The sequence below is a fragment of the Luteimonas sp. MC1895 genome, from assembly GCF_016457215.1.
Lineage (GTDB): Bacteria > Pseudomonadota > Gammaproteobacteria > Xanthomonadales > Xanthomonadaceae > Luteimonas.
Map to the genome: position 1 here is coordinate 59,545 of NZ_JAEMDY010000006.1, position 23,782 is coordinate 83,326.

19 protein-coding genes are annotated in these 23,782 nt (G+C 71.2%); 3 read left to right on the forward strand and 16 right to left on the reverse strand.

The genetic code is table 11. The features are described 5' to 3' along the window. Window positions 1–2 precede the first annotated feature (2 nt). From JG616_RS12475 to nudE, 9 genes are all read right to left on the reverse strand, one after another. Window positions 3–1,238: an ABC transporter permease gene (locus JG616_RS12475; RefSeq protein ID WP_199392788.1), complete on the reverse strand. Its 1,236-nt coding sequence runs from the start codon at window positions 1,236–1,238 to the stop codon at window positions 3–5. Further along, complete coding sequence (locus JG616_RS12480) at window positions 1,235–1,939, reverse strand: ABC transporter ATP-binding protein (protein WP_199362835.1); 705 nt, start codon at window positions 1,937–1,939, stop codon at window positions 1,235–1,237. The genes JG616_RS12475 and JG616_RS12480 overlap by 4 nt, the downstream gene beginning before the upstream one ends. Beyond that, on the reverse strand, window positions 1,936–3,432 hold the full coding sequence (locus JG616_RS12485; protein WP_199392789.1) for an efflux RND transporter periplasmic adaptor subunit: 1,497 nt from the start codon (window positions 3,430–3,432) through the stop codon (window positions 1,936–1,938). The genes JG616_RS12480 and JG616_RS12485 overlap by 4 nt, the downstream gene beginning before the upstream one ends. A gap of 63 nt (window positions 3,433–3,495) precedes the next feature. Further along, the gene (locus tag JG616_RS12490; RefSeq protein ID WP_199362829.1) at window positions 3,496–4,794 is read right to left on the reverse strand and encodes a HAMP domain-containing sensor histidine kinase; all 1,299 of its coding nucleotides are present in this window, start codon (window positions 4,792–4,794) and stop codon (window positions 3,496–3,498) included. A 20-nt stretch (window positions 4,795–4,814) separates the two neighbouring features. Then, entirely contained in the window at window positions 4,815–5,528 is a 714-nt protein-coding gene (locus tag JG616_RS12495) for a response regulator transcription factor (protein ID WP_199362827.1), read from the reverse strand. A 70-nt stretch (window positions 5,529–5,598) separates the two neighbouring features. Beyond that, the gene (locus JG616_RS12500; protein WP_199392790.1) at window positions 5,599–5,901 is read right to left on the reverse strand and encodes a DUF962 domain-containing protein; all 303 of its coding nucleotides are present in this window, start codon (window positions 5,899–5,901) and stop codon (window positions 5,599–5,601) included. A 37-nt stretch (window positions 5,902–5,938) separates the two neighbouring features. After that, a complete protein-coding gene (gene mazG / locus JG616_RS12505) occupies window positions 5,939–6,766 on the reverse strand; it encodes a nucleoside triphosphate pyrophosphohydrolase (RefSeq protein WP_199392791.1) in 828 nt (275 codons plus the stop codon). A gap of 307 nt (window positions 6,767–7,073) precedes the next feature. Then, window positions 7,074–7,868, reverse strand: coding sequence for a 3'(2'),5'-bisphosphate nucleotidase CysQ (cysQ, locus tag JG616_RS12510; protein WP_199392792.1), 795 nt, complete (start codon window positions 7,866–7,868; stop codon window positions 7,074–7,076). Beyond that, window positions 7,858–8,409: an ADP compounds hydrolase NudE gene (gene nudE / locus JG616_RS12515; protein WP_199392793.1), complete on the reverse strand. Its 552-nt coding sequence runs from the start codon at window positions 8,407–8,409 to the stop codon at window positions 7,858–7,860. The genes cysQ and nudE overlap by 11 nt, the downstream gene beginning before the upstream one ends. Before the next feature lie 38 nt (window positions 8,410–8,447). On the opposite strand from nudE, the gene bioA reads away from it, so the two are divergent. After that, on the forward strand, window positions 8,448–9,860 hold the full coding sequence (gene bioA, locus JG616_RS12520; protein WP_199392794.1) for an adenosylmethionine--8-amino-7-oxononanoate transaminase: 1,413 nt from the start codon (window positions 8,448–8,450) through the stop codon (window positions 9,858–9,860). 25 nt (window positions 9,861–9,885) lie between these two features. Then, window positions 9,886–10,623 (forward strand): 16S rRNA (uracil(1498)-N(3))-methyltransferase, encoded by a 738-nt coding sequence (locus tag JG616_RS12525; RefSeq protein ID WP_199392795.1) that lies wholly within the window; start codon window positions 9,886–9,888, stop codon window positions 10,621–10,623. An 18-nt stretch (window positions 10,624–10,641) separates the two neighbouring features. Here JG616_RS12525 and JG616_RS12530 read toward each other — a convergent pair whose 3' ends face one another. From JG616_RS12530 to pilG, 7 genes are read right to left on the reverse strand one after another with little or no spacing between them, the layout of a single operon-like run. Further along, window positions 10,642–11,127, reverse strand: a complete 486-nt coding sequence (locus JG616_RS12530) for a chemotaxis protein CheW (protein WP_199362812.1) — start codon at window positions 11,125–11,127, stop codon at window positions 10,642–10,644. An 11-nt stretch (window positions 11,128–11,138) separates the two neighbouring features. After that, window positions 11,139–12,716 carry a chemotaxis protein CheB gene (locus JG616_RS12535; protein WP_199392796.1) on the reverse strand — a complete coding sequence of 526 codons (1,578 nt, stop codon included), beginning with the start codon at window positions 12,714–12,716 and terminating at the stop codon, window positions 11,139–11,141. Further along, on the reverse strand, window positions 12,709–19,215 hold the full coding sequence (locus JG616_RS13690; protein ID WP_235973135.1) for an Hpt domain-containing protein: 6,507 nt from the start codon (window positions 19,213–19,215) through the stop codon (window positions 12,709–12,711). Before JG616_RS13690 ends, JG616_RS12535 begins: the two co-directional genes overlap by 8 nt. A 10-nt stretch (window positions 19,216–19,225) precedes the next feature. After that, the gene (locus JG616_RS12550; protein ID WP_199362805.1) at window positions 19,226–21,247 is read right to left on the reverse strand and encodes a methyl-accepting chemotaxis protein; all 2,022 of its coding nucleotides are present in this window, start codon (window positions 21,245–21,247) and stop codon (window positions 19,226–19,228) included. 29 nt (window positions 21,248–21,276) lie between these two features. Next, the gene (locus JG616_RS12555; RefSeq protein WP_199362803.1) at window positions 21,277–21,834 is read right to left on the reverse strand and encodes a chemotaxis protein CheW; all 558 of its coding nucleotides are present in this window, start codon (window positions 21,832–21,834) and stop codon (window positions 21,277–21,279) included. A gap of 1 nt (window position 21,835) precedes the next feature. Then, on the reverse strand, window positions 21,836–22,201 hold the full coding sequence (locus tag JG616_RS12560) for a response regulator (RefSeq protein ID WP_199362801.1): 366 nt from the start codon (window positions 22,199–22,201) through the stop codon (window positions 21,836–21,838). 19 nt (window positions 22,202–22,220) lie between these two features. Then, window positions 22,221–22,622 carry a twitching motility response regulator PilG gene (pilG, locus tag JG616_RS12565; RefSeq protein ID WP_199362798.1) on the reverse strand — a complete coding sequence of 134 codons (402 nt, stop codon included), beginning with the start codon at window positions 22,620–22,622 and terminating at the stop codon, window positions 22,221–22,223. A gap of 177 nt (window positions 22,623–22,799) precedes the next feature. Between pilG and gshB the strand changes: the two genes are divergently transcribed. Then, window positions 22,800–23,759, forward strand: coding sequence for a glutathione synthase (gene gshB / locus JG616_RS12570; protein WP_199392797.1), 960 nt, complete (start codon window positions 22,800–22,802; stop codon window positions 23,757–23,759). Window positions 23,760–23,782 lie beyond the last annotated feature (23 nt).

Consider the following 23,782-nt stretch of genomic DNA (forward strand, 5'->3'; position numbering starts at 1 on the left):
GGCTACTGCGAGCGCAGCGCCTCGATCGGATCGAGCATCGAGGCCTTGCGCGCCGGGTAGTAGCCGAAGAACAGGCCGGTCGCCACCGAGAAGCCCGCGGCCATCGCCACCACCTGGCCGTCGAGTACCACCGGGAGGTCGCCGAAGCGGCCCACCAGCAGCGCGCCGGCCACCCCGATCACGATGCCCAGCGCGCCGCCGACCAGCGACAGCAGCATGGCCTCGGCAAGGAACTGCCGGCGCACGTCGGACGGTCCCGCGCCCACCGCCATGCGCAGGCCGATCTCGCGGATGCGCTCGGTGACCGACACCAGCATGATGTTCATGATCCCGATGCCGCCGACGATCAGCGAGATCGTCGCCACCGCGCCCAGCAGCAGCGACATCAGCCGCGTGGTGGCGGTGCGCGTGGCCACGATCTCGGAGATGTTGCGCACGCTGAAGTCGTCCTCGCCGCCCGGCGCGATCCGGTGCCGCTGGCGCAGCAGCGATTCCACTTCGCCCTGCACGTAGCCCAGGTCGTCGGCATCGGCCACGGTCAGCGCGATCTGCATCACCGCGCCGGGCGGCAGGCCCATCGAGCCGAGCAGCCGGCGCCGCGCGGTCTGCATCGGCACCATCACCACGTCGTCCTGGTCCTGGCCCCAGCCACCCTGGCCCTTGGGCGCGAGCACCCCGACGACCACGAAGGGCACGCGGCCCAGGCGCACGGTCTGCCCGATCGCCGGCTCGTCGCCGAAGAGCTCGCGGCGCACGGTCTCGCCCACGATCACCTCTTTCGCCGCGCCACCGTAGTCCTGGGCATCGAAGGCCTCGCCCTCGACCAGGGTCCAGGCGTTGATGTCGAAGTAGTCGGGCTGCACGCCCTGCCAGCGGCTGGACCAGTTGTTCTCGGCATAGACCACCTGGGTGCTGCCGTTGAGCGAGCCGGACACGTACTGCACTTCGGGGATGTCGCTGCGGATCGCCTCGACGTCGCCCTCGGTCAGCGTGTAGTAGCTCGCCCCGCTCTGACGGACGCCGCCGGGACCGCGACGCGAACCGGGCGAGACGTCGAGGCGCTGCGAGCCCAGGCCCGAGACCATCTTGTCGATCTCGGCCTGGGTGCCCTGCCCCACCGAGACCATGACGATCACCGCCGCGATGCCGATGATCACGCCGAGCGAGGTGAGCACGCTGCGCATCCAGTTGCCGCGCAGGGCGTGGACCGCAGTGCGGATGACGTCGCCGAAGGTCATGCCGCGGCCTCCGCGTGCTCCGGATGCAGCTCGCCGTCGCGGATCACGTAGGTGCGGTCGGCATGCGCGGCGACTTCGGCATCGTGGGTGATGAGGACCACGGTATGGCCCTCGTCGCGCAGGCGCTTGAACAGCGCCAGGATCTCCTCGCCGGTCTTCGAGTCCAGCGCGCCGGTCGGCTCGTCGGCCAGCAGCAGCGGCGGCCGGTTGACCAGCGCGCGCGCGATCGCCACGCGCTGCTGCTGGCCGCCCGAGAGCTCGTTCGGGCGATGGCCCGTGCGGCCGCCGAGGCCCACGGCCTCCAGCACCTCGGCCGCCATGCGATGCCGCTCGGCCACCGGCACGCGGGCGTAGGACAGCGGCATGGCGACGTTTTCCAGCGCCGTCATCCGCGGCAGCAGGTGGAAGCCCTGGAAGACGAAGCCGATGCGCTCGCGGCGCAGCGCGGCCAGCGCCTCGGCGTCGAGCGTCGACACGTCCACGCCGTCGCAGTGGTAGCTGCCGGTGCTGGGCGTGTCCAGGCAGCCGATCAGGTTCATCAGCGTCGACTTGCCCGAACCCGACGGTCCCATGATGGCGACGAAGGACCCGTGCTCGATGCGCAGGTCGACGTCCTTCAGGGCCACGACTTCCGCCTCGGTGCCGGCGGAGTAGACCTTGCCCAGCGCCCGGGTCTCGATGATCGGGACATCGGCGCTCATCGCGCGGCACGCTCGCCGGTCACCAGCACGTCGCCGGCCTGGACGCCGCCGGAGATCTCGGTGGTGGTGCCGTCGGTGGCGCCCACGCGCACCATCACCGCCTCGGGCTGGCCCCCGGCCAGGCGGTAGACCGTGGCGCGGGTGGCGCCGACGAGGTTGGCCATGGCGGCGTCCCAGCGGCGCGCCTGGTCGTCGTCGAGGCTGGCGCGGAAGGCGGAGAAGTCCTCGCGATAGCGCTGCAGCATGCGCTGGCGCAGCTGCGAGGCCATCCCGGCCGACGGCGCGCCGCCGCCCGACGGCCCGAAGCCGGGCCCGCCTCCGGGGCCGCCGGTGCGCGGCGCCGCGGCACGTGCCTGCTGGCGGGCCTGGACCGCCGCGATGGCCTCGTCGAACGCCGACTGCTGCGCGGCCGACAGCGAAAGCGCCGCGGCCTCCCGGCGCAGGTCGTCGGCCATGCCGGCGCCCGCACCGCGCTGCGGCGCCGCCGATGCCGCGCCGTCGGAGCTGGTGGGCTTGTAGCGCAGCGCGGCGTTGGAGACCTTGAGCACGCCGTCGCGGCGGCTCACTTCGATCTCGGCATTGACCGTCAGCCCGGGCAGCAGGGTGCCGTCGCTGTTGTCGACGGTCACCACCACCGGATAGGTGACGACGTTGCTGGTATTGGTCGCGCTCAGCCGCACCTGGTCGACCACGCCGGAAAACTGGCGGTCGGCGAAGGCGTCGGCGGTGAAGCTGACGCGCTGCCCGGCCTGGACCTGGCCGATGTCGGCCTCGTCGACCGCGAGCTCGATCTTCATCTTCGACAGGTCCTCGGCGATGGTGAACAGCTCCGGCGCCTGCAGGCTGGCCGCAACGGTCTGGCCCGGCTCGATGGTGCGCGTGAGCACGATGCCGTCCACCGGCGAGCGGATCACCGTGCGCCCGAGGTTGATGCGCGTGGTCTGGGTAGCCGCGGTCTGCTGCCCGATCTGGGCCTGCGCCGACGCCACCTGCGCGCGGGCCTGGTCGAGCGCCGCGCGCGCCAGGTCGATGTCGCTGCGCGACACCAGTTGGCGGGTGCCGAGTTCCGCCTTGCGCCGGTGGTCGAGCTCGGCGTTCCGGAGGCTGGCCTGGGCCTGGGCCAGGCTGGCCCGGGCGCTGGCGATCTGCGCCGAGCCCTGCTCGATCTGCGCCTGGTAGCTGCTGGGATCGATCTTCGCCAGCACCTGGCCCTGCTCGACCTTGTCGTTGAAGTCCACCAGCACCTCGGTGACCTGGCCGGAGATCTGGCTGCCCACGACGACGGTGGAGATCGCGCTCAGCGTGCCGGTGGCCGAAATGGCGACGCGGATGTCGCCCTGCTCCACCTCGACGGTGCGCCAGGTGCCCGCCTGGGCGTCGGCGTTGCGCTGGGTGACATACCAGCCGCCGGCGCCGAGGGCGATGACGATGGCGACGATGGCGGCGAGCGGCTTGCGGGAACGCCTGGCGGCGGGCTTCGGGCGGGAGCTCATTCGAGTCGGGGATCCGGCTTGGGGTCGGGGAGGCTAACGCACCGGCGCCGTCCCGGTTGACGCTCAGTCCGCGCGGGCGAACCTCAGGGTCACCAGCGTGCCCCGGCCCGGGGCGCTGTCGATGGCCACCGTCCAGTTGAAGCGCGCGGCCAGGCGGCGCACCACCGCCAGCCCCAGGCCGCGGCCGCCGACGTACTGGTCGGCGCGGTAGAACGGTTCGAAGACGCGCTCCAGCACGTCGCGGTCCATGCCCACGCCGGTGTCACGGACTTCGACGCGGTCGGCACCCACCAGCACCTCGATGCTGCCGGCCGCGGTGAACGTGCAGGCATTGCGCACCAGCTGCTCGAGGATGACCGTCATCGCGCGCCGGGAGCCGTGGAGCACGGGCGCGGCCTGTTCGACCAGCCGGACGTCGACCGCCTCCGCATTGCCCAGCTCCTCGAGCATGGCCTCGCCCACCCGCGCGGCTTCGACCGCCACGTCCAGCAGGTCGAACTCCTCGGTCTGCACCGGCTCGTCCTCGCGCGCGAGGATCAGCAGCGCGTCGATGACCGATTCCATGTCACGGGCCGCCACGTGCACGCGGTCGAGCGACCGGTGCATGCGCGTCGGCAGCTCGGGGTCGCGGCGCAGCATGTCGGTGGCGACGCGCACCACGGTCAGCGGGGTGCGCAGCTCATGGCTGGCCTCGCGGGTGAAATCGCGCTCGCGGCGGATGAACGACTGCGTGCGCTCCGCCAGGCCGCGGATCGCGCCGCCGAGCAGCCGCACTTCGGTCCCCACCTCGCCGGGAAGACCCGCCGGCGCGATCGCGTCGAGGTCGGGCGTCCGGGGATCCCAGCGCGCCACCTCCCCGGCCATCACCGTCAACGGCAGCACCAGCCGGCGGGCAATGCGGTAGCTGAGCCAGCTCACCGTGGCGATCGCCAGCAGTGACAGCAGCGCCGCGATTCCGAGCGACCAGACCCCCACGCGATCCATCAGCATGAAGGTGACACGCAGGTAGAGCCGCCCGCCCTGGGCGTCCTCGACCAGCAGGCGCTGCGACGGCCCCGATCCCCTGAGCCGGTGCAGGCCCGGCCCGGCTTCGACGAAGGCCCGCGGCACGCCCAGCGCCAGGGCATCCACGCCGTCGGCGACGAAGTAGCTGTTCACCGACTGGGTCCACGGCGGCGCATACGTGGGATCGCGGGCGCGCTCGTGCCAGAAGCGCTGCGCTTCGGTGCGCATCCAGTCGGACGCGATCTGCCCGCGCGCGAACACGGTCGCCACGTACATGCACGTGACGACCGCGACGATCGCCAGCACGGCCTGCAGCACGAACAAGCGCCGCAGCTTGCGCGGGAGTCCCTGGGGCATTGCCAATGACCTGGCCGCCGTCAGGCGGGCGGCTGTTCGATGTCGGCGATCCGGTAGCCTGCGCTCTGCACGGTGTGCAGCAGCGGCTTGTCGAACGGCTTGTCGATGGTCTTGCGCAGGTTGTACAGATGGCTGCGCAGGGTGTCGGAGTCGGGCAGGCTGTTGCCCCAGATCTCGCGCTCGATCTCCTGGCGGTTGACCACCCGGGGCGACTCGCGCATCAGGATCGTCAGCAGCTTCAGGCCGATCGGCGACAGCTGCAGCTCGGTGCCGGAGCGCGTCGCCCGCAGGCTGGCCGGGTCGAGCACCAGGTCGGCGACCTTGAGCACTTCCGAGCCCACCTGGCGGCGCTCGCGGCGGATCAGCGCGCGCAGGCGGGCCTCGAGCTCCTGCACGGCGAAGGGCTTGACCAGGTAATCGTCGGCGCCGGCGCCCAGGCCGGTCAGCTTCTCGTCAAGCGTGTCGCGCGCGGTCAGCATTAGCACCGGCGTCGACTTGCGGGCTTCCTCGCGCAGGCGCTTGCACACCTCGATGCCGTCCAGGCGCGGCAGCATCAGGTCGAGAACGATCACGTCGTAATTGTTCTCGCTTGCCAGCCGATAGCCGTCCAGGCCATCGGCGGCGTAGTCGACCTCGAAGCCGCGGCCCTCGAGGTATTCGCCCACCATCTCCGAAATGTTCCGGTTGTCCTCGACGATCAGGACAAGGCCACCGGGTTCCTGCGATCCGCGCATGAGTCCTCCAAAGGGACAGTCTTCAGCTTTGTGAAAGGCTGCCGGGAGACGCGTCCAGATCGCGTGAAGATCAGAGCCGGATGCGACCGGCGAGGATGTCGCGGAACATCATCCAGTCACCGGCAAACGAGTACAGCGGGTGGCTGAAGGTCGCCGGCCGGTTCTTCTCGAAAAAGAAGTGGCCGATCCAGGCGAAACCGTAGCCGGACCCAAGCGCCGCCAGCAGCCACCAGGCGCTGCCGGAGGCGATCGCCACGCAAACGAAGGCGAGCGCCGCGCAGCTGCCCGCGAAGTGCAGGCGGCGCGAGGTCGCGTTGCGGTGTTCGGACAGGTAGAACGGGTAGAACTCGCGGAAACTCGAGTAGCGGGCCATGTCGCCTCCCGGTGTGGCCGACGGCTGGAATGATGCCTCAGCCGTCGCCGTCGCGCTCGGCGTCCTTGACCCTGGTCCAGAGCGCGTCCTGTGCTTCGAGCGGACGCGCTGACAGCGGCGCGCCGTCGCGCTCGGACAGTGTTTCCATGGCGCGGAAGCGGCGTTCGAACTTCCGGTTCGCGCGCCGCAGCGCCGTGCCGACATCGACCTGTGCGTGGCGCGCGAGGTTGGCGGCGACGAACAGCAGGTCGCCGAGCTCGGTCTCGAGCCGCGCCTGCGCAGCGGCGTCGCCAGGCGCGGCGGCAACCGCTTCGAATTCCGCGCGGACCTCTTCCAGCTCCTCGGCCAGCTTGTCCAGCACCGGCGCCGGCCCGGGCCAGTCGAAGCCGACCCGGGCCGCGCGATCCTGCAGCTTCACCGCGCGCTGCCACTCCGGAAGGCCACGCGAGAGGCCCGCCAGCGCCGAGCGGTCGTCGACGCCGGCCGCGCTGCGCTCGGCGCGCTTGATCTCCTCCCAGCTCGCGCGCACCGCATCGGCATCGTCGTGCCGCCCATCGTCGCCGAACACGTGCGGATGGCGCCGCTCCATCTTGTCGGCGATCGCCTGCGCCACCTCTTCGAAGCCGAAGTGCCCGGCCTCGCGCGCCATCTGCGCATGGAACACCACCTGCAGCAGCAGGTCGCCGAGCTCGTCGCGCAGACCGTCCATGTCGCCGCGATCGATCGCATCGGCCACTTCGTAGGCCTCCTCGATCGTATAGGGCGCGATCGTCGAGAAATCCTGCGCGAGGTCCCATGGACACCCGCCCTCGGGGTCGCGGAGCTTCGCCATGATCTCGAGCAGGCGGTGCAGCTGGGTGGACATGGGGGTTCCTTTTTTTGCTACGGATCTACGCGGATCTTTCGCGGATTTCCACGGATCAAGCGGTTGGAAGGAAGGATTTGCCACGGATGACGCGGATTTGCGCGGATCTGGCCGAGGAAATCCTGCGGTGTTTCAGTCAGTGGGAAATGGCGTCCCCGTCGGCATGCACGGAAGCCACTTCAAGGATTCGGCTTGATCCGCGCAAATCCGCGCAATGCGCGTCATCCGTGGCAAAAGAGCGCTTCGACCTTCCTGCTCGATCCGTGGAAATCCGCGAAAGATCCGCGTAGATCCGTGGCAAAAAGCCCTACACCCACCTCCGCCACGGCAGCTCCGGATCCCCCAGGGCGATGAAGTGGCCGTTGAGCAGGGTGTCGCGCTGGTTGTAGCGGAAGGGTCGGCCCTGGAGGTCGAGCACGCAGCCGCCCGCGGCTTCGAGGATGGCCTGGCCGGCGGCGGTGTCCCATTCGCTGGTCGGGCCCATGCGCGGATAGGCGTCCATGCCGCCCTCGGCCAGCAGGCAGAACTTGAGCGAAGAGCCCAGGCCGATCGTTTCGTGCGCGCCGAGGCGCTGCAGCAGGGCCGCGGTGCGCGGGTCGAGATGGGAGCGGCTGGCGGCGACGCGCAGCGGGGCGGTTGCGGGTCGGCGGGTGGCGATGGGGCGTTCGGCGTCGCCGTCGCGTCGGAAGGCACCCTCGCCCGGCGCGCCGTGCCAGACCGCACCGCCGACCGGCGCCTGGATCACGCCGAACACCGGCACGCCGTGGTCGACCAGCGCGATGTTGACGGTGAACTCGCCGTTGCGCTTGAGGAATTCGCGGGTGCCGTCGAGCGGATCGACCAGCCAGAAGCGCGACCACGCGTGGCGCCGCCCGGTGGGGACCGCATGCGCGGATTCCTCGGACAGCACGGGGATGTCGGGCGTCAGCCGCGCCAGGCCATCGACGATGCAGTGGTGCGCGGCGAGGTCGGCCGCGGTGACCGGGCTGGCGTCGGCCTTGGCGCGCACGCCGAAGTCGTCGCCGTCGTGCACCGCCATGATCGCCGCGCCCGCGTCACGGGCGATCGCGACCACGCCCTCGCGCAGGGCCTCATCGCGCATGGTGTACCAGCCAGTCGCGGGCGATGAACAGCGCGGCGATCGAGCGGCCTTCGGAGAAGTCCTCGCGCAGGATCAGCTCGTGCAGGCGGGCCAGCTTCCACGGCACCACTTCGAGCTCTTCCGGCTCGTCGCCCGGCAGGCGCTGCGGATACAGGTCGCGCGCCACCACGAGGTGGGTCGAGTGGCTCATGTAGGTGGGCGCCAAGGTCAGCGCGCGCAGCACCTCGAGCCGGCGGGCGCCGTAACCGGCCTCCTCCTTCAGCTCGCGGTCGGCCGCCTGCAGCGGCGTCTCGCCGGCATCGATGCGGCCCTTGACCAGGCCCAGTTCGTAGCGGTGCACGCCGGCCGCGTACTCGCGCACCAGCAGCACGGTGTCGTCGTCGATCATCGGCACCACCACCACCGCGCCGTGGCCGCGGCCATGCAGGCGCTCATAGCGCCGGCGCTCGCCGTTGGAAAACTCCAGGTCCAGACGCTCGAGGCGGTAGGGGCCGGCGTCGGACTCGGTGACCGAGTGGATGACCGGCAGCCGACGGCTCACGGCCGCCCCCAGGCGCCATCCGGGGCGATAATGCGGCGATGTCCGACAAGTCTTCCCACGATCCCGCCATTCTAGCCGAGGGCGACAGCTGGCGATCCCGCGACCTGGCGGTGCTCTGGCACCCCTGCACGCAGATGCGCGAGCACCCCGACACCCTGCCGCTGCTGACCGTCTCGCACGGCGAAGGCGCCTGGCTGGTCGGCCACGACGGCCGCCGCACGCTGGATGCGGTGAGCAGCTGGTGGACCAACATCCACGGCCATGCGGAGCCGCGCATCGCCCAGGCCATCGCGCGCCAGGCGCGGCGGCTGGAACACGTGATTCTCGCCGGCGCCACGCACGAGGGCGCGATCGAGCTCGCCGAACGCCTGCTCGCGATCGCGCCGCGCCAGCCGGGGCGGCCGCCGCTGTCGAAGGTGTTCTACGCCGACAACGGCTCGGCGGGCGTCGAAGTGGCGCTGAAGATGGCCTTCCACTGGTACCGCAACCGCGGCGACGAACCGCGGCGCACGAAGTTCGTCGCCCTGCGCAACGGCTACCACGGCGAAACCATCGGTGCGCTGTCGGTGGGCGACATCCCGCTGTACCGGCGCATCTACGCACCCTTGCTGATGGAGGCGATGTTCGCGCCCTCGCCGGACGCCTGGAACGCGCGGCCGGGCCAGTCGGACGAGGACTGCGCCGAAGAGGCGGCCGACGCGCTGGCGCGCCTGTTCGACGAACATCCCGGCGAGATCTGCGCGCTGATCCTGGAGCCGCGCCTGCAGTGCGCGGGCGGCATGCGCATGCACCACCCGGTTTACCTGAAGCGTGCGCGCGAGCTCTGCGACGTGCACGGCGTCTTCCTGGTCGCCGACGAGATCGCGACCGGCTTCGGCCGCACCGGGACCCTGTTCGCCTTCGAGCAGGCCGGCGTGATGCCCGACCTGATGTGCGTGTCCAAGGGCCTCACCGGCGGCTTCCTGCCGTTGGCCGCGGTGCTGGCCACGCAGTCGATCTACGACGGCTTCCTCGACGACTCGCGCGAACGTGCCTTCCTGCACTCGCACAGCTACACCGGCAATCCCCTGGCCTGCGCCGCGGCGCTGGCCTCGCTCGACATCTTCGAGTCCGACGACGTCCTCGCCCGCAATCGCGCGACGGCCGCGAAGATGGCCGACGCCGCCGCCACGCTCGCCGACCTGCCGCACGTGGCCGAAGTGCGCCAGGCCGGCATGGTCGTGGCCTTCGAACTCACCCGCGACGGCGACCGGTCGACGCCGTTCGACCCCGCGGACCGCGTCGGCCTGCACGCCTATCGCGCGGCCCTGGACCACGGCGTCCTGCTGCGCCCGCTGGGCGACATCCTTTACTGGATGCCGCCGTACTGCATCGATGACAGCCAGCTGGCGCTGCTGACGGACGCGACGCGGGTAGCGATGCTGCGGGCCGGGCGGGACAGCTCCGCGTAGATCCGAGGCAAGGAGAGGAAGCCCCATGCGCGTCATCCGTTCCCACGTCGAAGAACCGCTCGCGGTCGGCACGCGCCTGGCCCTGCCGGAGGCCGCGGTCGGGCATCTGTTGCGGACCCTGCGCCTGGGCGCGGGTGACCCCTGCGTGCTGTTCAACGGCGACGGGTTCGATTACGCCTGCCGGATCGTCTCCGCCGGCAAGCGCGGGGGCGAGGTCGAGGTGCTGGCCGCGCACGAGGTCCGCAACGAGTCGGCGCTCAGGATCGTGCTGCTGCAGGGCGTGGCCCGCGGCGAGAAGATGGACTGGATCCTGCAGAAGGCGACCGAGCTGGGCGTCGCGGGCTTCGTGCCCGTGGCCAGCGATCGCAGCGAAGTGCGGCTGGACGCGGCACGCGCCGAGAAGCGGCTGGCGCACTGGCAGGGCGTGGTGGCCTCGGCCTGTGCGCAGGCCGGACGCGCGGTGATTCCAGACGTGGCGCCCCCCCGTCCACTCGCCGAGGCGGTCGCGGCCCTGGCGGCGGACGCGCTCCGGCTGACCCTCGACCCGGCGGCCACGGCCGCGGTTCGCGCACTGGCGGATCCCTCGGGTCGTCCGGTGGTGGTCGCGATCGGACCGGAGGGTGGCTGGTCGCCGCGCGACCGGACGGTGCTGGCGGAAGCGGGCTTTGAAGGACTGCGGCTGGGTCCGCGCATCCTGCGCACCGAGACGGCCGGCATCGCCGCGATCAGCGCGCTGCAGGCGGCCTTCGGCGACCTCGCCTGAGCGGACCCGCCGGGTCGCTCAGGCTGCCAGCGCCTCGCGGATGGCGCCTTCGATGGCGTCGACGTCGGGCAGCAGCGCCGGTTCGCCGTTGAGCAGCACGCGCATCAGCACGCCCAGCGGCAGTGCCCCGGCCTGTGCGGAATCCCCCTCGCCGGCATCGGCCACCAGCGCGTCGCGCGACACCGTCACCAGTCGCGGGAAGCCCTTGGTCAGCACCGCCACGTAGGGCACGTGGGCGTCGCCACCCAGGGCCTTGAGCACCACCACCTTGCTGCCCAGCCCGCCGGCTTCGTCGGCGATCCCGGCCAGGCGCGCGAACGAGGCCAGCGGAAGCTGCCAGCCGCGCCAGCGGATGCGGCCCAGCAGCCACTCCGGCGCGTCGGCCACGGGCTCGGGATCGGCATAGGACAGCACCTCGGCGATCGTGGCGTTGGGCAGCAGCAGCCGCGCGCCCTCGACCTGGATCAGCACGCCGCGGATGTCCTGGATGGCAGTGGTCGTCATGTCGTGTCTCGTCAGGGCCAGCGGTCGATCAGGGCCTGGGCCAGGTCGCCGGGTTCGGCCGACACCGCGCCCTGTGCGACCAGCGCCGTCACCGCCGCGCCGTCGTAGCAGCTCCCGGGGGCCTGCGCGAGCACCAGGGCGCCGGCATCGGCCATCGCCGCGGCGCGCTCCACGCGCTCGACGCTGGCGCCGCTCAGGAACACCAGTGCGCTGTCCGTCGCCGGCAGTGCGTCATAGCCGGTCGCCTGGTCGCCGCCGGCATCGGCGAAACGCAGCCGCGCGCGATCGTCGACGATGGTGACGCCCGGCGCCAGGAAGTACACCGTGCCCGCCTCGGCGAGGTGGCCGGTCTCGGCCAGCGCGACCGGCAGTGCGCTGGCCCGCTGCATCTGCTGCACCAGCCGCTCGTAGCGGCCGCCATCCAGCTGCAGCCGCACCAGCACGGTGCGGGCGAAGTCCTCACCGAGGCCGCCGAGCAGCTGGCGCACCGCATCGGGTCCGCCGAGGCCGGCCTCGACCACCACGGCGCCGCGAAGCTGCCCGTGGCCGTAGCTGTCCGGATCGGCCAGCGAGATGCCGTCGAGCCGCGAACCCAGGGCGTCGAGATCGATCGCGTTCGCACCCGCATCACGCGTGGCGATCGGCCCTGACTCGTCGTCGGCCAGGGACAGCCCTTCCAGGCGCGACTCGAGGGCGTCCAGGTCGATCGTGCCGGCCGGCTCGCGCGTGGCCAGCGGCGCGTCATCGTCTGCCAGCGACAGGCCGTCGCCCAGCGACAGCGGATCGCGGGCAGGCGCGGACGCGGGCGCATCAACTGGCGGCTCGTTGCCGGCCGGGACAGCGGGTTCTTCCGCGAAGGAAAGCCCTGCGGTGTCGAAGGTGGATCCGCCGTCGAGGCCGGCCAAGCTGTCTTCCGCGCGGTCGGCGTCGCCCTCGATGCCTTCGCGCGATGCGGCGGCGCTGGCGATCAGCTCCGCCAGCGCCGGATCGTCGGCGAGCGAGAGTTCGTCGCCACCCGCCGACGACCAGTCCATGTCCTCCGCGGCCACCAGGCCGGAGAAACCCGCAGGCGCGTCCGCGGGCGAGGCGTCGAAGTCGTCCGCGCGCGGCACTTCGGCGGCCAGGTCCTGTGCCGCATCGGCCATGGCGCCGATGTCGATGCTCTGCGGATCGAACGCACGCTCCGGCAGCCCGCCCGGGACCGGATGCACCGTGTCCTCGGATTCGCCACCGGGCGGCAGCACGTCCTCGTGGCCGTGGAGCTTGGCCGCGAGGTGGCGCACCCAGCGCGCCGCGTCCCAGCCGTCGCGGCGCGCGGCCACGTCGGCCTCGTCGAACATCACCAGCACCGCCGGATCCGACAGCAGGGCGTCGTAGCGCTCCAGCGCATCCTCGATCGCGGGCTCGAGCGCCACCAGCACCACCGCCGGGCGCAGCGCGCGCGCCTCATCGGGATCGCCCGTGGCCGGATCGACCGCGCCCAGCAGCTCCGCGCCGGCATCGGCCAGCGCCGCCTCGAGCCGCAGCCTCGCCTCGCCTTCGCGGGCCAGCAGCAGCACGCGCACGGCCTGGTGGACCGGCTCAGCCATTGCGGACGCTCTTCAGCAGGTCGTTGACGTTGCGCAGCAGCTCGTTCTCCTGGTACGGCTTGCCGAGGTAGCGCTCGACGCCGATCTCGAACGCACGCTGGCGATGCTTCTCGCCGGTACGCGAGGTGATCATGATGATCGGCACGTTGCGCAGGCGCGGGTCGGCCTTCATCGCCGTGGCCAGCTCGTAGCCGTCCATCCGCGGCATCTCGATGTCGAGCAGCATCAGGTCGGGCACGCGCTCGACCATCCGCTCCAGCGCATCCAGGCCGTCCTTCGCGGTCGAAACCTCGTAGTTGTGGCGTTCGAGCACGCGACCGGTGACCTTGCGCATGGTGATCGAGTCGTCGACCACCATGACCAGCGGCACGCGGCGCTGTTCCGGCGTCTCCACAGGGGTCACGTCGCGCGGCAGGGCGACCTGCTGGCGGCGCACCAGCGGGGCGACGTCGAGGATCACCACGACGCTGCCGTCGCCCATGATCGTGGCGCCGAAGATGCCCGGCACCGAGGCGACCTGCGGGCCGACCGGCTTGACCACGATCTCGCGGTTGCCGGTGATCTGGTCCACCGCCACCGCCACGCGCAGCTCGCCGGAGCGGATCAGCAGCAGCGGCATCTGCAGGTGGCCTTCGGCGCGCGCCGCGGCATGCCCGACCAGGCCGCCGAGGTCGTGCACCGCGTAGTCCTCGCCGCCGTAGGCATAGGTCGCGCCTTCGCGCTCGAAGTCCTCGCGGGCGATGCGGCCGACGCCGCGGACCGATGCGATCGGCACCGCGAAGCTGGTCTCGCCGATCCTGACGAACACCGCCTGGGTCACCGCCAGCGTTTGCGGCAGGCGCATGGTGAAGGTGGTGCCCTTGCCGCGCTGGCTGGCGATGTCGAGCGCGCCGCCCAGCTGGCGGACTTCGCTGGCCACCACGTCCATGCCGACGCCGCGGCCCGACAGCCGGCTGACCTCGTCGGCGGTGGAGAAGCCCGGCTGGAAGATCAGGCTGTCGAGGTCGCTGTCGGCCAGGATCGCGTCTTCGCGCAGCAGTCCGCGCTCGATGCCCCGGCGACGGATCGCCTCGCGGTCCAGGCCGCTGCCGTCGTCCGCGACCTCAAGCACGACTTCCGAGCCTTCGCGGCGCACCGAAACGCGCACCGTGCCCTCGTCGGCCTTGCCGGCGTCGCGGCGCGATCCCGGCTTCTCCAGGCCGTGCGCAACCGCGTTGCGGAGCATGTGCTCCAGCGGCGCGGTCATCCGCTCCAGCACGTTGCGGTCGAGCTCGCCCTGCGCGCCGTCCAGCCTGAGCTGGGCGTGCTTGCCGGTTTCGGACGCCGCCTGGCGGACCACGCGGCGCAGGCGCGGCACCAGCGAGTCGAAGGGCACCATGCGCGTGCGCATGAGGCCTTCCTGCAGGTCGGAGCTGACCCGCGACTGCTGCAGCAGCAGGGTCTCGTACTGGCGGGTCAGGTCGTCGAGCGTGCCCTGCAGGCTCGACAGGTCGGCCGCGGACTCGGCCAGCGCGCGCGAAAGCTGCTGCAGGGTCGAGAAACGGTCGAGTTCGAGCGGGTCGAAGGTCGCGTCGGCGCTGTCCTGCTCGCGCTGGTAGCGCGCGATGATCTGCGCTTCGGTCTCGATGTCGAGGCGGCGGAGCTGGTCGCGCAGACGCATGTTGGTCTGCTCCATCTCGCCCATCGCGCCGCGGAACGCACCGAGCTGCTGCTCGAGTCGCGCGCGGTAGATGGCCACCTCGCCGGCGTAGTTCACCAGGCGGTCGAGCAGGTCGGCGCGGATGCGCACCTGCTCCTGCGGCGCGCGGATGGTGATGTCGTCCTCGTCCGACTGCAGCGGATCGCTGATCGGCGCGGTCAGCGGCTTCAGCGCGACGGCCGGCGCAGGAACGCGCGGCGCGGGCGACGCCAGCGCCTCGGCGGACAGCTCCTCGCCACGGGCACGGGCGTCGAACGCGTCGATCAGGCCCTGCGACGGGTTGATCGCGCGGCCTTCGCCGACGCGGGTGACCATGGCATGCAGCCGGTCGAAGCCGCGCTCGAGCAGGGGCACGTCGCTGCGCGACAGGTCGAAGCGCTGTTCGGACACCGCCTCGAGCAGCGACTCCATGGAGTGCCCGAGCTCGCCGATGGCGAACACGCCGGCCATGCGCGCGCCACCCTTGAGGGTATGCAGGTCGCGCTGCAGGCCGACCAGGGACTCCCGGTCGTCCGCGGACTCGCGCAGCCTGGCGAGCAGGCCGTCGGAATGGTCCAGCAGGTCGCGGCCTTCCTCGACGAAGATGTCGACCAGCTCGGTATCCAGGCCGGTGAAATCGAAGCTGGCGTCGGGATCCTCGTCGGTCGGAATCGCGGCCAGCATCGCGGCGCTGGCCGCGGCGATCTCGCGATCGGCGTCCATGCGCTCGGCGGCCTGGCGCTCGGCTTCGGCGCGTTCCAGTTCCAGGCGTTCGGCCTCGATGCGCGCAGCCTCCGCGCGCTCGGCTTCGAGGCGTTCGGCCTCCAGGCGATCGGCTTCGGCCTGCTCGGCGGCGAGGCGTTCGGCCTCCAGGCGCTCGGCCTCGGCGCGTTCGGCGTCCAGGCGCTCCTGTTCGCGGCGCTCGGCGTCCAGGCGTTCGGCTTCGAGCCGCTCGGCTTCGACGCGTTCCGCCTCGAGTCGTTCGGCGTCGAGCCGCTCGAGCTCGAGGATCTGGGCTTCGAGCTCGGCCAGCTCGAGGCGTTCGGCTTCAAGGCGTTCGGCTTCAAGTCGTTCGGCTTCGAGGCGCTCGGCTTCGGCGCGTTCCGCTTCCAGGCGTTCGGATTCAGCACGCTCGGCTTCGATGCGCTCGGCATCGAGGCGTTCGGCTTCGGCACGCTCGGCGTCGAGACGCTCGGACTCGAGGCGCTCGGCTTCAACCCGTTCCGCCTCGATGCGCGCCGCTTCGAGCTCGGCTTCGCGCGCTTCTTCGACCAGACGCGCGGCCGCGAGCTGCTGCGCCTCGAGCTCTGCTGCCTCGTCCATCGCCTCGGCCAGGCGTGCCGCCTCGGCGCGTTCGGCTTCGAGCGCCTCGGCTTCACGGCGCACGCTTTCGAGACGCTCGGTTTCGAGACGCTCCGCTTCGATGCGTTCGGCTTCGAGAAGCTCGCCTTCAAGCCGTTCCGCCTCAAGCCGTTCCGCTTCAAGCCGTTCCGCTTCAAGCCGTTCCGCTTCAAGCCGTTCCGCTTCAAGCCGTTCCGCTTCAAGCTGTTCTGCTTCGAGGCGTTCCGCTTCAATCCGCTCGGCTTCAAGCTGCTCTGCTTCAACGCGCTCGTTTTCGATGCGCTCAGCGTCGAGCCGCTCCGCTTCAATGCGTTCCGCTTCAATGCGTTCCGCTTCAATGCGTTCCGCTTCAAGGCGCTCGGCCTCGACGCGCTCATCTTCAACGAGCGTCGCAGCCCCGTCGCCCATCGCCGGCGCGCCGTCGGAGCCGAAGCCCGCGTACTCGCTCAGGTCGATGTCGACCAGCTCCGGGGTGGCGCCTTCGATGATCGCGTCGTCCGGATCCCGCGCGGCCGCGGCAAGGGCCTCGAAATCCAGCGGCGCGGGTTCGGGCAGGTCGTCGCGCAGCGACAGCAGGCGCGCGGCCAGCGCGGCGGCGACCGGCACCTGCGGGCTCGTCGCCTGCAGGCCGACGATGGCGGCACGCGTGACCGCGGCCAGCTGGCCGATCGCGGCCACGCCCTCGTCCGACGCCGGCGAACCGGCGGCCAGGAGGCGACGGACGTAGCCTTCGGCCGGCGTCAGTGCCTGCGCGACCGTCGGCAGCTCGGTCATCGCGAACGCGCCGTTCATGGTGTGCAGCGCGCGCAGCAGTTCTTCCGACGCCCGCGCGTCGCCCGCACCGGCCCGATCGACCCACGCGTCAACGGTCACCAGGTGGCCGGTGACCTCGGCATCGAGGATCTCGAGCAGCAGGGCGTCCACCGAGGCGGTCACCATGTCCAGCGAATCCGCCGCGTCGGCCGCAGGCTTGGCCTCAGTGGCCTCCACCGGCACGGACGCGACGGGCTCGTCATGAGCGTCCACGGGCGGCACCGCGATGGACTCCGCCGCGACCGGCGGCTCGACGACCGCAGGTTCCGCCGCGGCAACCGGCGCAACCGGCGCCGACGGCGTCGTCGCCTGGCCGGCACTGGCCTCTTCGGGCATGCCTTCGTCACCCGCCGCGATGCGGTCGGCCGAGCCCTGCATGCGCTCGAGGTCGGCCTGGACGGTGCCATCGCCGCGCAGGGCGGCCTGCAGCTGCGGCAGGGTGTAGAAGGCCTGGTCGACCATCGCGACCACCGCCGGGCTCGCCACGCGCGTGCCGTCCAGCACGCGGTTGAGCATGTTCTCGATCTTCCAGCTGAACTCGCCGAGCGTCCGTGCGCCGACCAGCCGACCACTGCCCTTCAGCGTGTGGAAGACGCGGCGGATCGGGCGCAGGCGCTCCAGGTCCGCGGGCTGCGCGCGCCAGAGCGGCAGCAGCTGGTCGAGGTTGTCGATCTCTTCGGCGAACTCCTCGAGGAAGACCTCGCGGATGTCGTCGTCGATCTCGTCTCCGGTCGCCTCGAAGCCACCCTGGCCTGCGGCGGCTCCGGATGCCGGCGCCGGCGCGGGGGCCGGTCGGGCGTCGGCTGCAGCGTCGGCCGACGCCGCGCCGGACGCGGTCGCCTCGGCGGCACCGGCAGGGCCGCGATCGATGAGCGCCTCGATCGTGCGCTCGATGTCGGCGCTGCTCACGACCGCCGGAGCCTCGCCGGCGTCCGACGACACCGCGTCGTGCGCCCGGCTCGCCGGCAGCGGCCAGTAGCCCAGGCTTTCCAGGCTGTGCCGGCTGACGTCCAGGATCTCGTCGCGGTTGAACCGCCGCTCACGCAGCGCCTCGAGGTAGTACTCCAGGCTCGCCAGCGCGTCGGCGAAGGTGTCCAGCTGGCGGCCGTTGGGCACGCGCCGGCTGGCGATGAGTTCGTCCTCGATGTAGCGCCGGACGCCGGTCAGGTAGGCGGCCGGCTGCGGCAGCTCGAGCATCTGCAGCGCACCGGACACCTCGCCGAGCAGGCGCGGCACCTCGGCGAGCTCGGCATGGTCCCAGCCGGTCTCGATGAAGGCGACGAAGGCCTGTCGGGCATCGGCGAAATTCGCGATCGCCTCGCGCGCAAGCACGTCGAGCACCTTGTCGGCCTCGCCCGCGGCCAGGTCGCCCTGCTCGGGCGCGCCCTGGTCGCCGGCGCCGAGGCGCGCGACCTGGTCGTCCAGCGTGGCGTCGACGTACAGCAGCGCGCCGGCGACGTCGAGCAGCGCACCCTCGTCGGCCGCCCGCTGGCCGCCGACGATCTGCGCCATGGCGGTACGCTGCTGTTCCACCACGCCGCGCGCGACGCCGAGGCCGAGCATGCCCAGCGTATCGGCCACGCGCCCCAGCGCCTCGACCTGCGGCGCCAGGCGTGACAGGTCGGTTTCGGCGGTGCGCAGGTAGAGGTCGAGCGCGTCCTTGACCCGCAGCAGGTCTTCCTTGACGGCCGCGGCCACGGTGTCGAGCAGCGCGCGATTGCGCCCGCTCATGCTGCCCTGGGCGTGGCTGATCTCGGAGTCGGTCGGGAGCTGCTGCTGCAGCTCGAAGGTCTCGTGCAGCGCACGCAGCGCGGCATGGTCGGTGGTCGCGTGGGCCGCGTGGTAGAGCAGCTGGCGGGTCGGCTCGAGCGCGGACTCCGCGCGCGGCACGCCGAAGCCATCGTCCTCGAACAGCCGGCGCGATTCGCGCTCGACGCTGGCAAAGGCCTGACGCAGCGCGGGCGTCGACGGCAGCGCGCCGTCGGCGACGGCCTTGGCCACCGAAGCGGCCACCCACAGCATGCGCCGTGCCGGCTCCGCCTGGACATGACCCAGCAGGTGTTCGAGTGCGGACGACAGCGCGATCGGATCCGCGACGGTTCCCGACTCGGGCCAATCGGCCATCGAAGCACGCAGGTCGGCCAGCAGCGGCTGGGCGCGTGCGTTGCGCACCGGCACCGGATCGTTGGCGACCACGGCCTGCGCCAGGTCGCCCGGCAGCGGACGCTGCAGGTCGGGCGCGAACAGCACGCTTTCCGACAGTCCCGGCTCGCCGCGCGCGGCGCGCAGGTCGTTGAGCAGGGGCAACAGGACGATCGGGATGTCCTTGTGGCCGCTCTGCAGGCGCTCCAGGTAGTCGGGCAGCAGCACCACGCCGCGCATCAGCATCGCGCAGGCGCTGTCGCGGTCGGCCACGGCGCCGTCCTGCAGCGCCTGGGCCAGGCGCTCCATTTCCTCGGCCACCATCGCCGGCGCGTACAGCTCGACCATGCGCAGCGTGCCCTGCACCTGGTGCAGGTAGCCCGCGCAAAAGCGCATGCGGCTGGTGTCGGTCGGGTCGGCGGCGAAGTCCTCGATCTCGATCCGCGCCTGGCGCAGGGTCTCGTCGAGCTCCGGCTTGACCCAGCCGAGCGTGGTGTAGTCGATCGCGTCGCGCAGGGCGGTCATCGGACTGGAATCAGGCCGGCAGCTTGAAGTCGGCAACCGAGCGGCGGAGGTCCGCCGCCAGCTGCGCGAGGTTTCCGATCGAGGCCGCCGTCTGGTTGGCACCCTGCGAGGTCTGCGCGGTGATCGACTGGATCGTGTTCATCGTCTCGGTGATGTTCGAGGCCGCGGCGGACTGCTGCTGCGAAGCGCTCGAGATGCCTTCGATGAGCGCCGCCAGGCTGGTCGAGACGTTTTCGATCTCGCCCAGCGCGGTACCGGCGTCCTCGGCCAGGCGCGCACCGGCGACCACCTCGGAAGTCGTCTGCTCCATCGAGCTGACGGCCTCGTTGGTGTCGGCCTGGATGGTCTCGACCAGGGTCTCGATGCGCTTGGTGGCGTTCGAGGCGCGTTCCGCGAGTCGCTGCACTTCGTCGGCCACCACCGCGAAGCCGCGGCCCGCCTCACCGGCCGACGCCGCCTGGATCGCCGCGTTCAGCGCCAGGATGTTGGTCTGCTCCGAGATGTCGTTGATCAGTTCGACGATCGAGCCGATTTCCTGCGAGCTTTCACCCAGCCGCTTGATGCGCTTGGAGGTCTCCTGGATCTGGCCGCGGATGGTGTCCATGCCGGCGATCGTCTCGCGCACCACGCCCGCGCCCTTGGTCGCGATCTGCACCGAGCGCTGCGCCACGTCCGCGGACTCGGCGGAGTTGCGCGACACCTGGTTGATGGACTGCGCCATCTCGTTGATGCGGTCCGACGCGGAGCTGATCTCCTGCGCCTGGTGCTCGGCGGCCTCGGCCAGGTGCATGGCGGTGGCCTGCGTTTCCTGCGCGCTGGACGCCACCTGCACCGAGGTGTCGTTGATCGTCTGCACCAGGCTGCGCAGCTGCTCGACGGCGAAGTTGATCGAGTCGGCGATGGCGCCGGTCATGTCCTCGGTCACCGTGGCCTTCACCGTGAGGTCGCCTTCCGCGAGCGAGCCCATTTCGTCCAGCAGGCGCATGATCGCCTCCTGGTTGCGGTTGTTGAGCTCCATCGTGGTCTCGTAGCGGACCCGCTGGTCGCGGCTCAGTTCGCGCAGCAGTCCGACGATGGCCAAGAGCGCCAGCGCGCCGAACACGATCGAGATCCAGATGTTGCCGAGGATCGACGTGTCGTTGAGCGAGCCGAAGGTGGTCAGCGACTGGAACAGCGACTCGCTGTCCGACAGCAGCTTGTTGGAACCGGTGGCCAGCGAGGCGGCCGCGGTCTGCGCGCCGAAGAGGTTCTGCGAGCTGGCCAGGATCGCGTCCAGGTCCTTCTTCATCTCCTCCCACTGCGTGGTCGCCTGGGCCAGCGCGGCCAGCGCGCCGGCGTTCGCCAGCGGCTGCACGTTCATGGCCTCGTCGCCCGAACGCAGGCCGGTCAGCACCTGCTCGAAGACGCCCGCGTCGCGCGCCAGCGCGTCACCGGCCACCGATGCCGCGGCACCGCCCGCCTGGATCTCGGTCACGCGACGGGCCATGGTCGAGGCCAGCACCACCTCGCGCAGCGCGATGTAGATCTGCGACGACGGCGAACCGCTGGCCGACATCGCGCGCACCACTTCGTCGAGCTGCGCCTGCAGCTGCGGAACCGCCTGGGTGAAGCGCTGGGCGTTGCCGGCGAAGGCCACGACCGCGCCTTCGGACGCGATCACCTGCTCGGCGCTTGCCGACAGCGGCTCCCAGGTCGCGGCCACGGTGCGGATCTCGCCGGCGACGTCGGGCGTGCCGCCGAAGTTGGCGACCAGCTGCTGGATGTCGCTGTCGACCGCCGCCTTGGTGGCCTTGAACGCCGCGTAGGATTCGGCGCTGCCGTCCACCGCTTCCCGGCCCTGGTTGGCCAGGCGCTGCGAGTTCACCTGCAGGCTCGAGGCCGCGGTGCTGGCACCGCCCAGGCGCGAGGCCTTGGTCATCGCGTAGATCGTGTTGCCGGCGAAGATCGCGAGCGAGGCGATCAGCAGCCAGATCCAGACCCTGGCGCCGATGGTCCGACCCTTGCCGGTCTCGTTGTCGATGACGTTGCTCATGGATTACCTCTGGCCTGTCGGATGCGGCGTCAGGCCGCTGCTTGTCTGAATTCGGGAGTGCGCGACAGCCGGTCCAGGCTGAAGACGCCCCATGCGTGGCCGCCCACCTTGTAGGCGCGATCGATGAAGCCGGAATAGCGCCCCTCGGCGAGGGCCTCGTGCGACGACTGCTGTTCTTCCAGGAAGCTGCGCTGGCCGAACAGTTCGTCGATGGTCACCGCCACGTTGCCGCCGGGCTGGCGCACCACCAGCACGCGCTGGCCTTCGTGGATCACCGTGCGCTCGCCCTCGAGGAACAGGCGCAGGTCGACCACCGGCAGCAGGCTGCCGCGGATGTTGGCCACGCCGAGCATCCACGACTGCGCGCCGGGCACCGGCGTCAGCGGCGGCAGCGGCAGGATTTCCACCACCTCGTCGAAGCCCGACGCCAGCAGGCGCGGGCCGACGCGGTAGCCGACGCCACGCCACAGGCCGGGCGCGTCGAGCTGCTCGGGCAGCCCGACGACGTGCGCCAGGCTGCGCCGCTCGAAGCCCGCGAGGACCTCGAAGGGGTCGCCCGCGCGGCGGCCGGTGTCGCGGCGGCCCACTTCAGCCGCCCAGCAGCGCGTTGATGCGCTCGATGAGGTCGGCTTCGACCGGAGGCTTGACCACGTAGCCGCGCGCGCCTTGGCGCATGCCCCAGGCCTTATCGGTCTCCATGCCCTTGGTGCTGACGATCAGCACCGGGATGGCGGTGGTGGCGGAGTCGCGCGACAACGCGCGGGTCGCCTGGAAGCCGTTCATGCCGGGCAGCACGACGTCCATCAGGACCAGGTCGGGCAGCTCGGCACGCGCCGCCTCGATGCCGTCCTCGGCGTTGGTGCGCGCGATCACCTGGTGCCCGTTGCGCTCGAGGAGCTGGGTCAACACCGCGGTGTCGGTCGGCGAATCCTCGATCAGCAGGATCTTTGCCATGGTGTCCCTGTCCCCCCGGTCAGGTGTTGACGTGCGTTCGGATCGCGTCGAGGAGTTCCTCGCGCGTGAAAGGTTTGGTGACGTACTGCTCGGAGCCGACGATGCGGCCGCGCGCCTTGTCGAACAGGCCGTCCTTGGACGACAGCATGATCACCGGCGTGTGCTTGAACAGCTGGTTGTTCTTGATCAGCGCGCAGGTCTGGTAGCCATCCAGGCGCGGCATCATGATGTCGACGAAAATGATCTGCGGTCGCTGGTCGGCGATCTTGGCAAGCGCCTCGAACCCGTCCGTCGCGGTCACAACCTCGGCGCCCTCGCGACGCAGCAGCGTCTCCGCCGTCCGGCGGATCGTCTTCGAGTCGTCGATCACCATCACGCGCAGGCCTTCCAGGCTGCCGGCGCGGCTTTGGTCCTGCGTCATCGTGTCTCCCCGTGCATGGCGCCTGCACTGCGGCCCCATTGCGAGCGTCTATCTTGCAGTCCGCCGCACCGGTGTCAAGCGCGCCGTGCGGCATTTCGCGCATGCAAACGCGCGTCCGGCGCATGGCTCCCCGCGACAGCTGATAACATTTGTCACTAACTGCCGTGGAAGGCCCGTATGCCGCTTGATGTCGTCGTCGTGATGGATCCGATCGGGTCGATCAAGGTCGCGAAGGACTCCACCTTCGCCATGCTCCTCGAGGCGCAGCGCCGCGGCCATCGCCTGCACTATGTCGTGCCCGGAGGCCTGTCGATGGACCAGGGCCGCGCCCGCGCGCTCGCGGCCCCGCTCTCGGTCCGCGACGACGCCCGCGACTGGTTCGAACTGGGAGCTGCGTCACATCGCGAGTTCCAGGCCGGCGACGTCGTGCTGATGCGCACCGACCCACCGGTCGATGCCGACTACGTGCACGACACCCAGATCCTGGACATCGCGCGGATGGCCGGTGCCAACGTGGTCAACGACCCGCGCGGCCTGCGCGACCTCAACGAGAAGCTGGCCGCGCTGCTGTTCCCGCAGTGCTGCCCGCCAACCCTGGTCAGCCGCGAGGCCGCGGCGCTCAAGGCCTTCGTGGCCGAACACGGACAGGCGGTACTGAAGCCGCTCGACGGCATGGGAGGTCGTTCGATCTTCCGCGCCACCGCCGGCGAGTCGAACCTCAACGTGATCCTCGAGACGCTCACCGACGGCGGCCGCCACCTGGCCATGGCGCAGCGCTACCTGCCCGAGATCAGCGAAGGCGACAAGCGCATCCTGCTGATCGACGGCGTGCCGGTGGACTACTGCCTGGCGCGGATCCCGCAGGGCGACGAGTTCCGCGGCAACCTCGCCGCCGGTGGCCGCGGCGAAGGCCGCCCGCTGAGCGAACGCGACCGCTGGATCGCGGCGCAGGTCGGACCGGAGATGGTCAGGCGCGGCATGCGCTTCGTCGGCCTGGACGTGATCGGCGACTGGCTGACCGAGGTCAACGTCACCAGTCCGACCTGCATCCGCGAACTCGACGCGGAGTTCGGGCTCAACATCGCCGGGCTGCTGTTCGATGCGATCGAGCGCGGGGCGCCGGGCGTCCAGGCATGACCGCGGCGCGGGATCCCGGGCGG

Bases quoted from the DNA above. Each gene is read 5' to 3' on its own strand.
- JG616_RS12535 (WP_199392796.1), bottom strand. From the start codon at position 12,716: ATGGCTGAGCCGGTCCACCAGGCCGTGCGCGTGCTGCTGCTGGCCCGC.
- JG616_RS12525 (WP_199392795.1), top strand. From the start codon at position 9,886: ATGCGCGTCATCCGTTCCCACGTCGAAGAACCGCTCGCGGTCGGCACG.
- gshB (WP_199392797.1), top strand. From the start codon at position 22,800: ATGCCGCTTGATGTCGTCGTCGTGATGGATCCGATCGGGTCGATCAAG.
- pilG (WP_199362798.1), bottom strand. From the start codon at position 22,622: ATGACGCAGGACCAAAGCCGCGCCGGCAGCCTGGAAGGCCTGCGCGTG.
- JG616_RS13690 (WP_235973135.1), bottom strand. From the start codon at position 19,215: ATGACCGCCCTGCGCGACGCGATCGACTACACCACGCTCGGCTGGGTC.
- JG616_RS12485 (WP_199392789.1), bottom strand. From the start codon at position 3,432: ATGAGCTCCCGCCCGAAGCCCGCCGCCAGGCGTTCCCGCAAGCCGCTC.
- mazG (WP_199392791.1), bottom strand. From the start codon at position 6,766: ATGTCCACCCAGCTGCACCGCCTGCTCGAGATCATGGCGAAGCTCCGC.
- JG616_RS12500 (WP_199392790.1), bottom strand. From the start codon at position 5,901: ATGGCCCGCTACTCGAGTTTCCGCGAGTTCTACCCGTTCTACCTGTCC.
- JG616_RS12560 (WP_199362801.1), bottom strand. From the start codon at position 22,201: ATGGCAAAGATCCTGCTGATCGAGGATTCGCCGACCGACACCGCGGTG.
- cysQ (WP_199392792.1), bottom strand. From the start codon at position 7,868: ATGCGCGATGAGGCCCTGCGCGAGGGCGTGGTCGCGATCGCCCGTGAC.
- JG616_RS12550 (WP_199362805.1), bottom strand. From the start codon at position 21,247: ATGAGCAACGTCATCGACAACGAGACCGGCAAGGGTCGGACCATCGGC.
- JG616_RS12495 (WP_199362827.1), bottom strand. From the start codon at position 5,528: ATGCGCGGATCGCAGGAACCCGGTGGCCTTGTCCTGATCGTCGAGGAC.
- JG616_RS12530 (WP_199362812.1), bottom strand. From the start codon at position 11,127: ATGACGACCACTGCCATCCAGGACATCCGCGGCGTGCTGATCCAGGTC.
- JG616_RS12480 (WP_199362835.1), bottom strand. From the start codon at position 1,939: ATGAGCGCCGATGTCCCGATCATCGAGACCCGGGCGCTGGGCAAGGTC.
- JG616_RS12475 (WP_199392788.1), bottom strand. From the start codon at position 1,238: ATGACCTTCGGCGACGTCATCCGCACTGCGGTCCACGCCCTGCGCGGC.
- JG616_RS12490 (WP_199362829.1), bottom strand. From the start codon at position 4,794: ATGCCCCAGGGACTCCCGCGCAAGCTGCGGCGCTTGTTCGTGCTGCAG.
- bioA (WP_199392794.1), top strand. From the start codon at position 8,448: ATGTCCGACAAGTCTTCCCACGATCCCGCCATTCTAGCCGAGGGCGAC.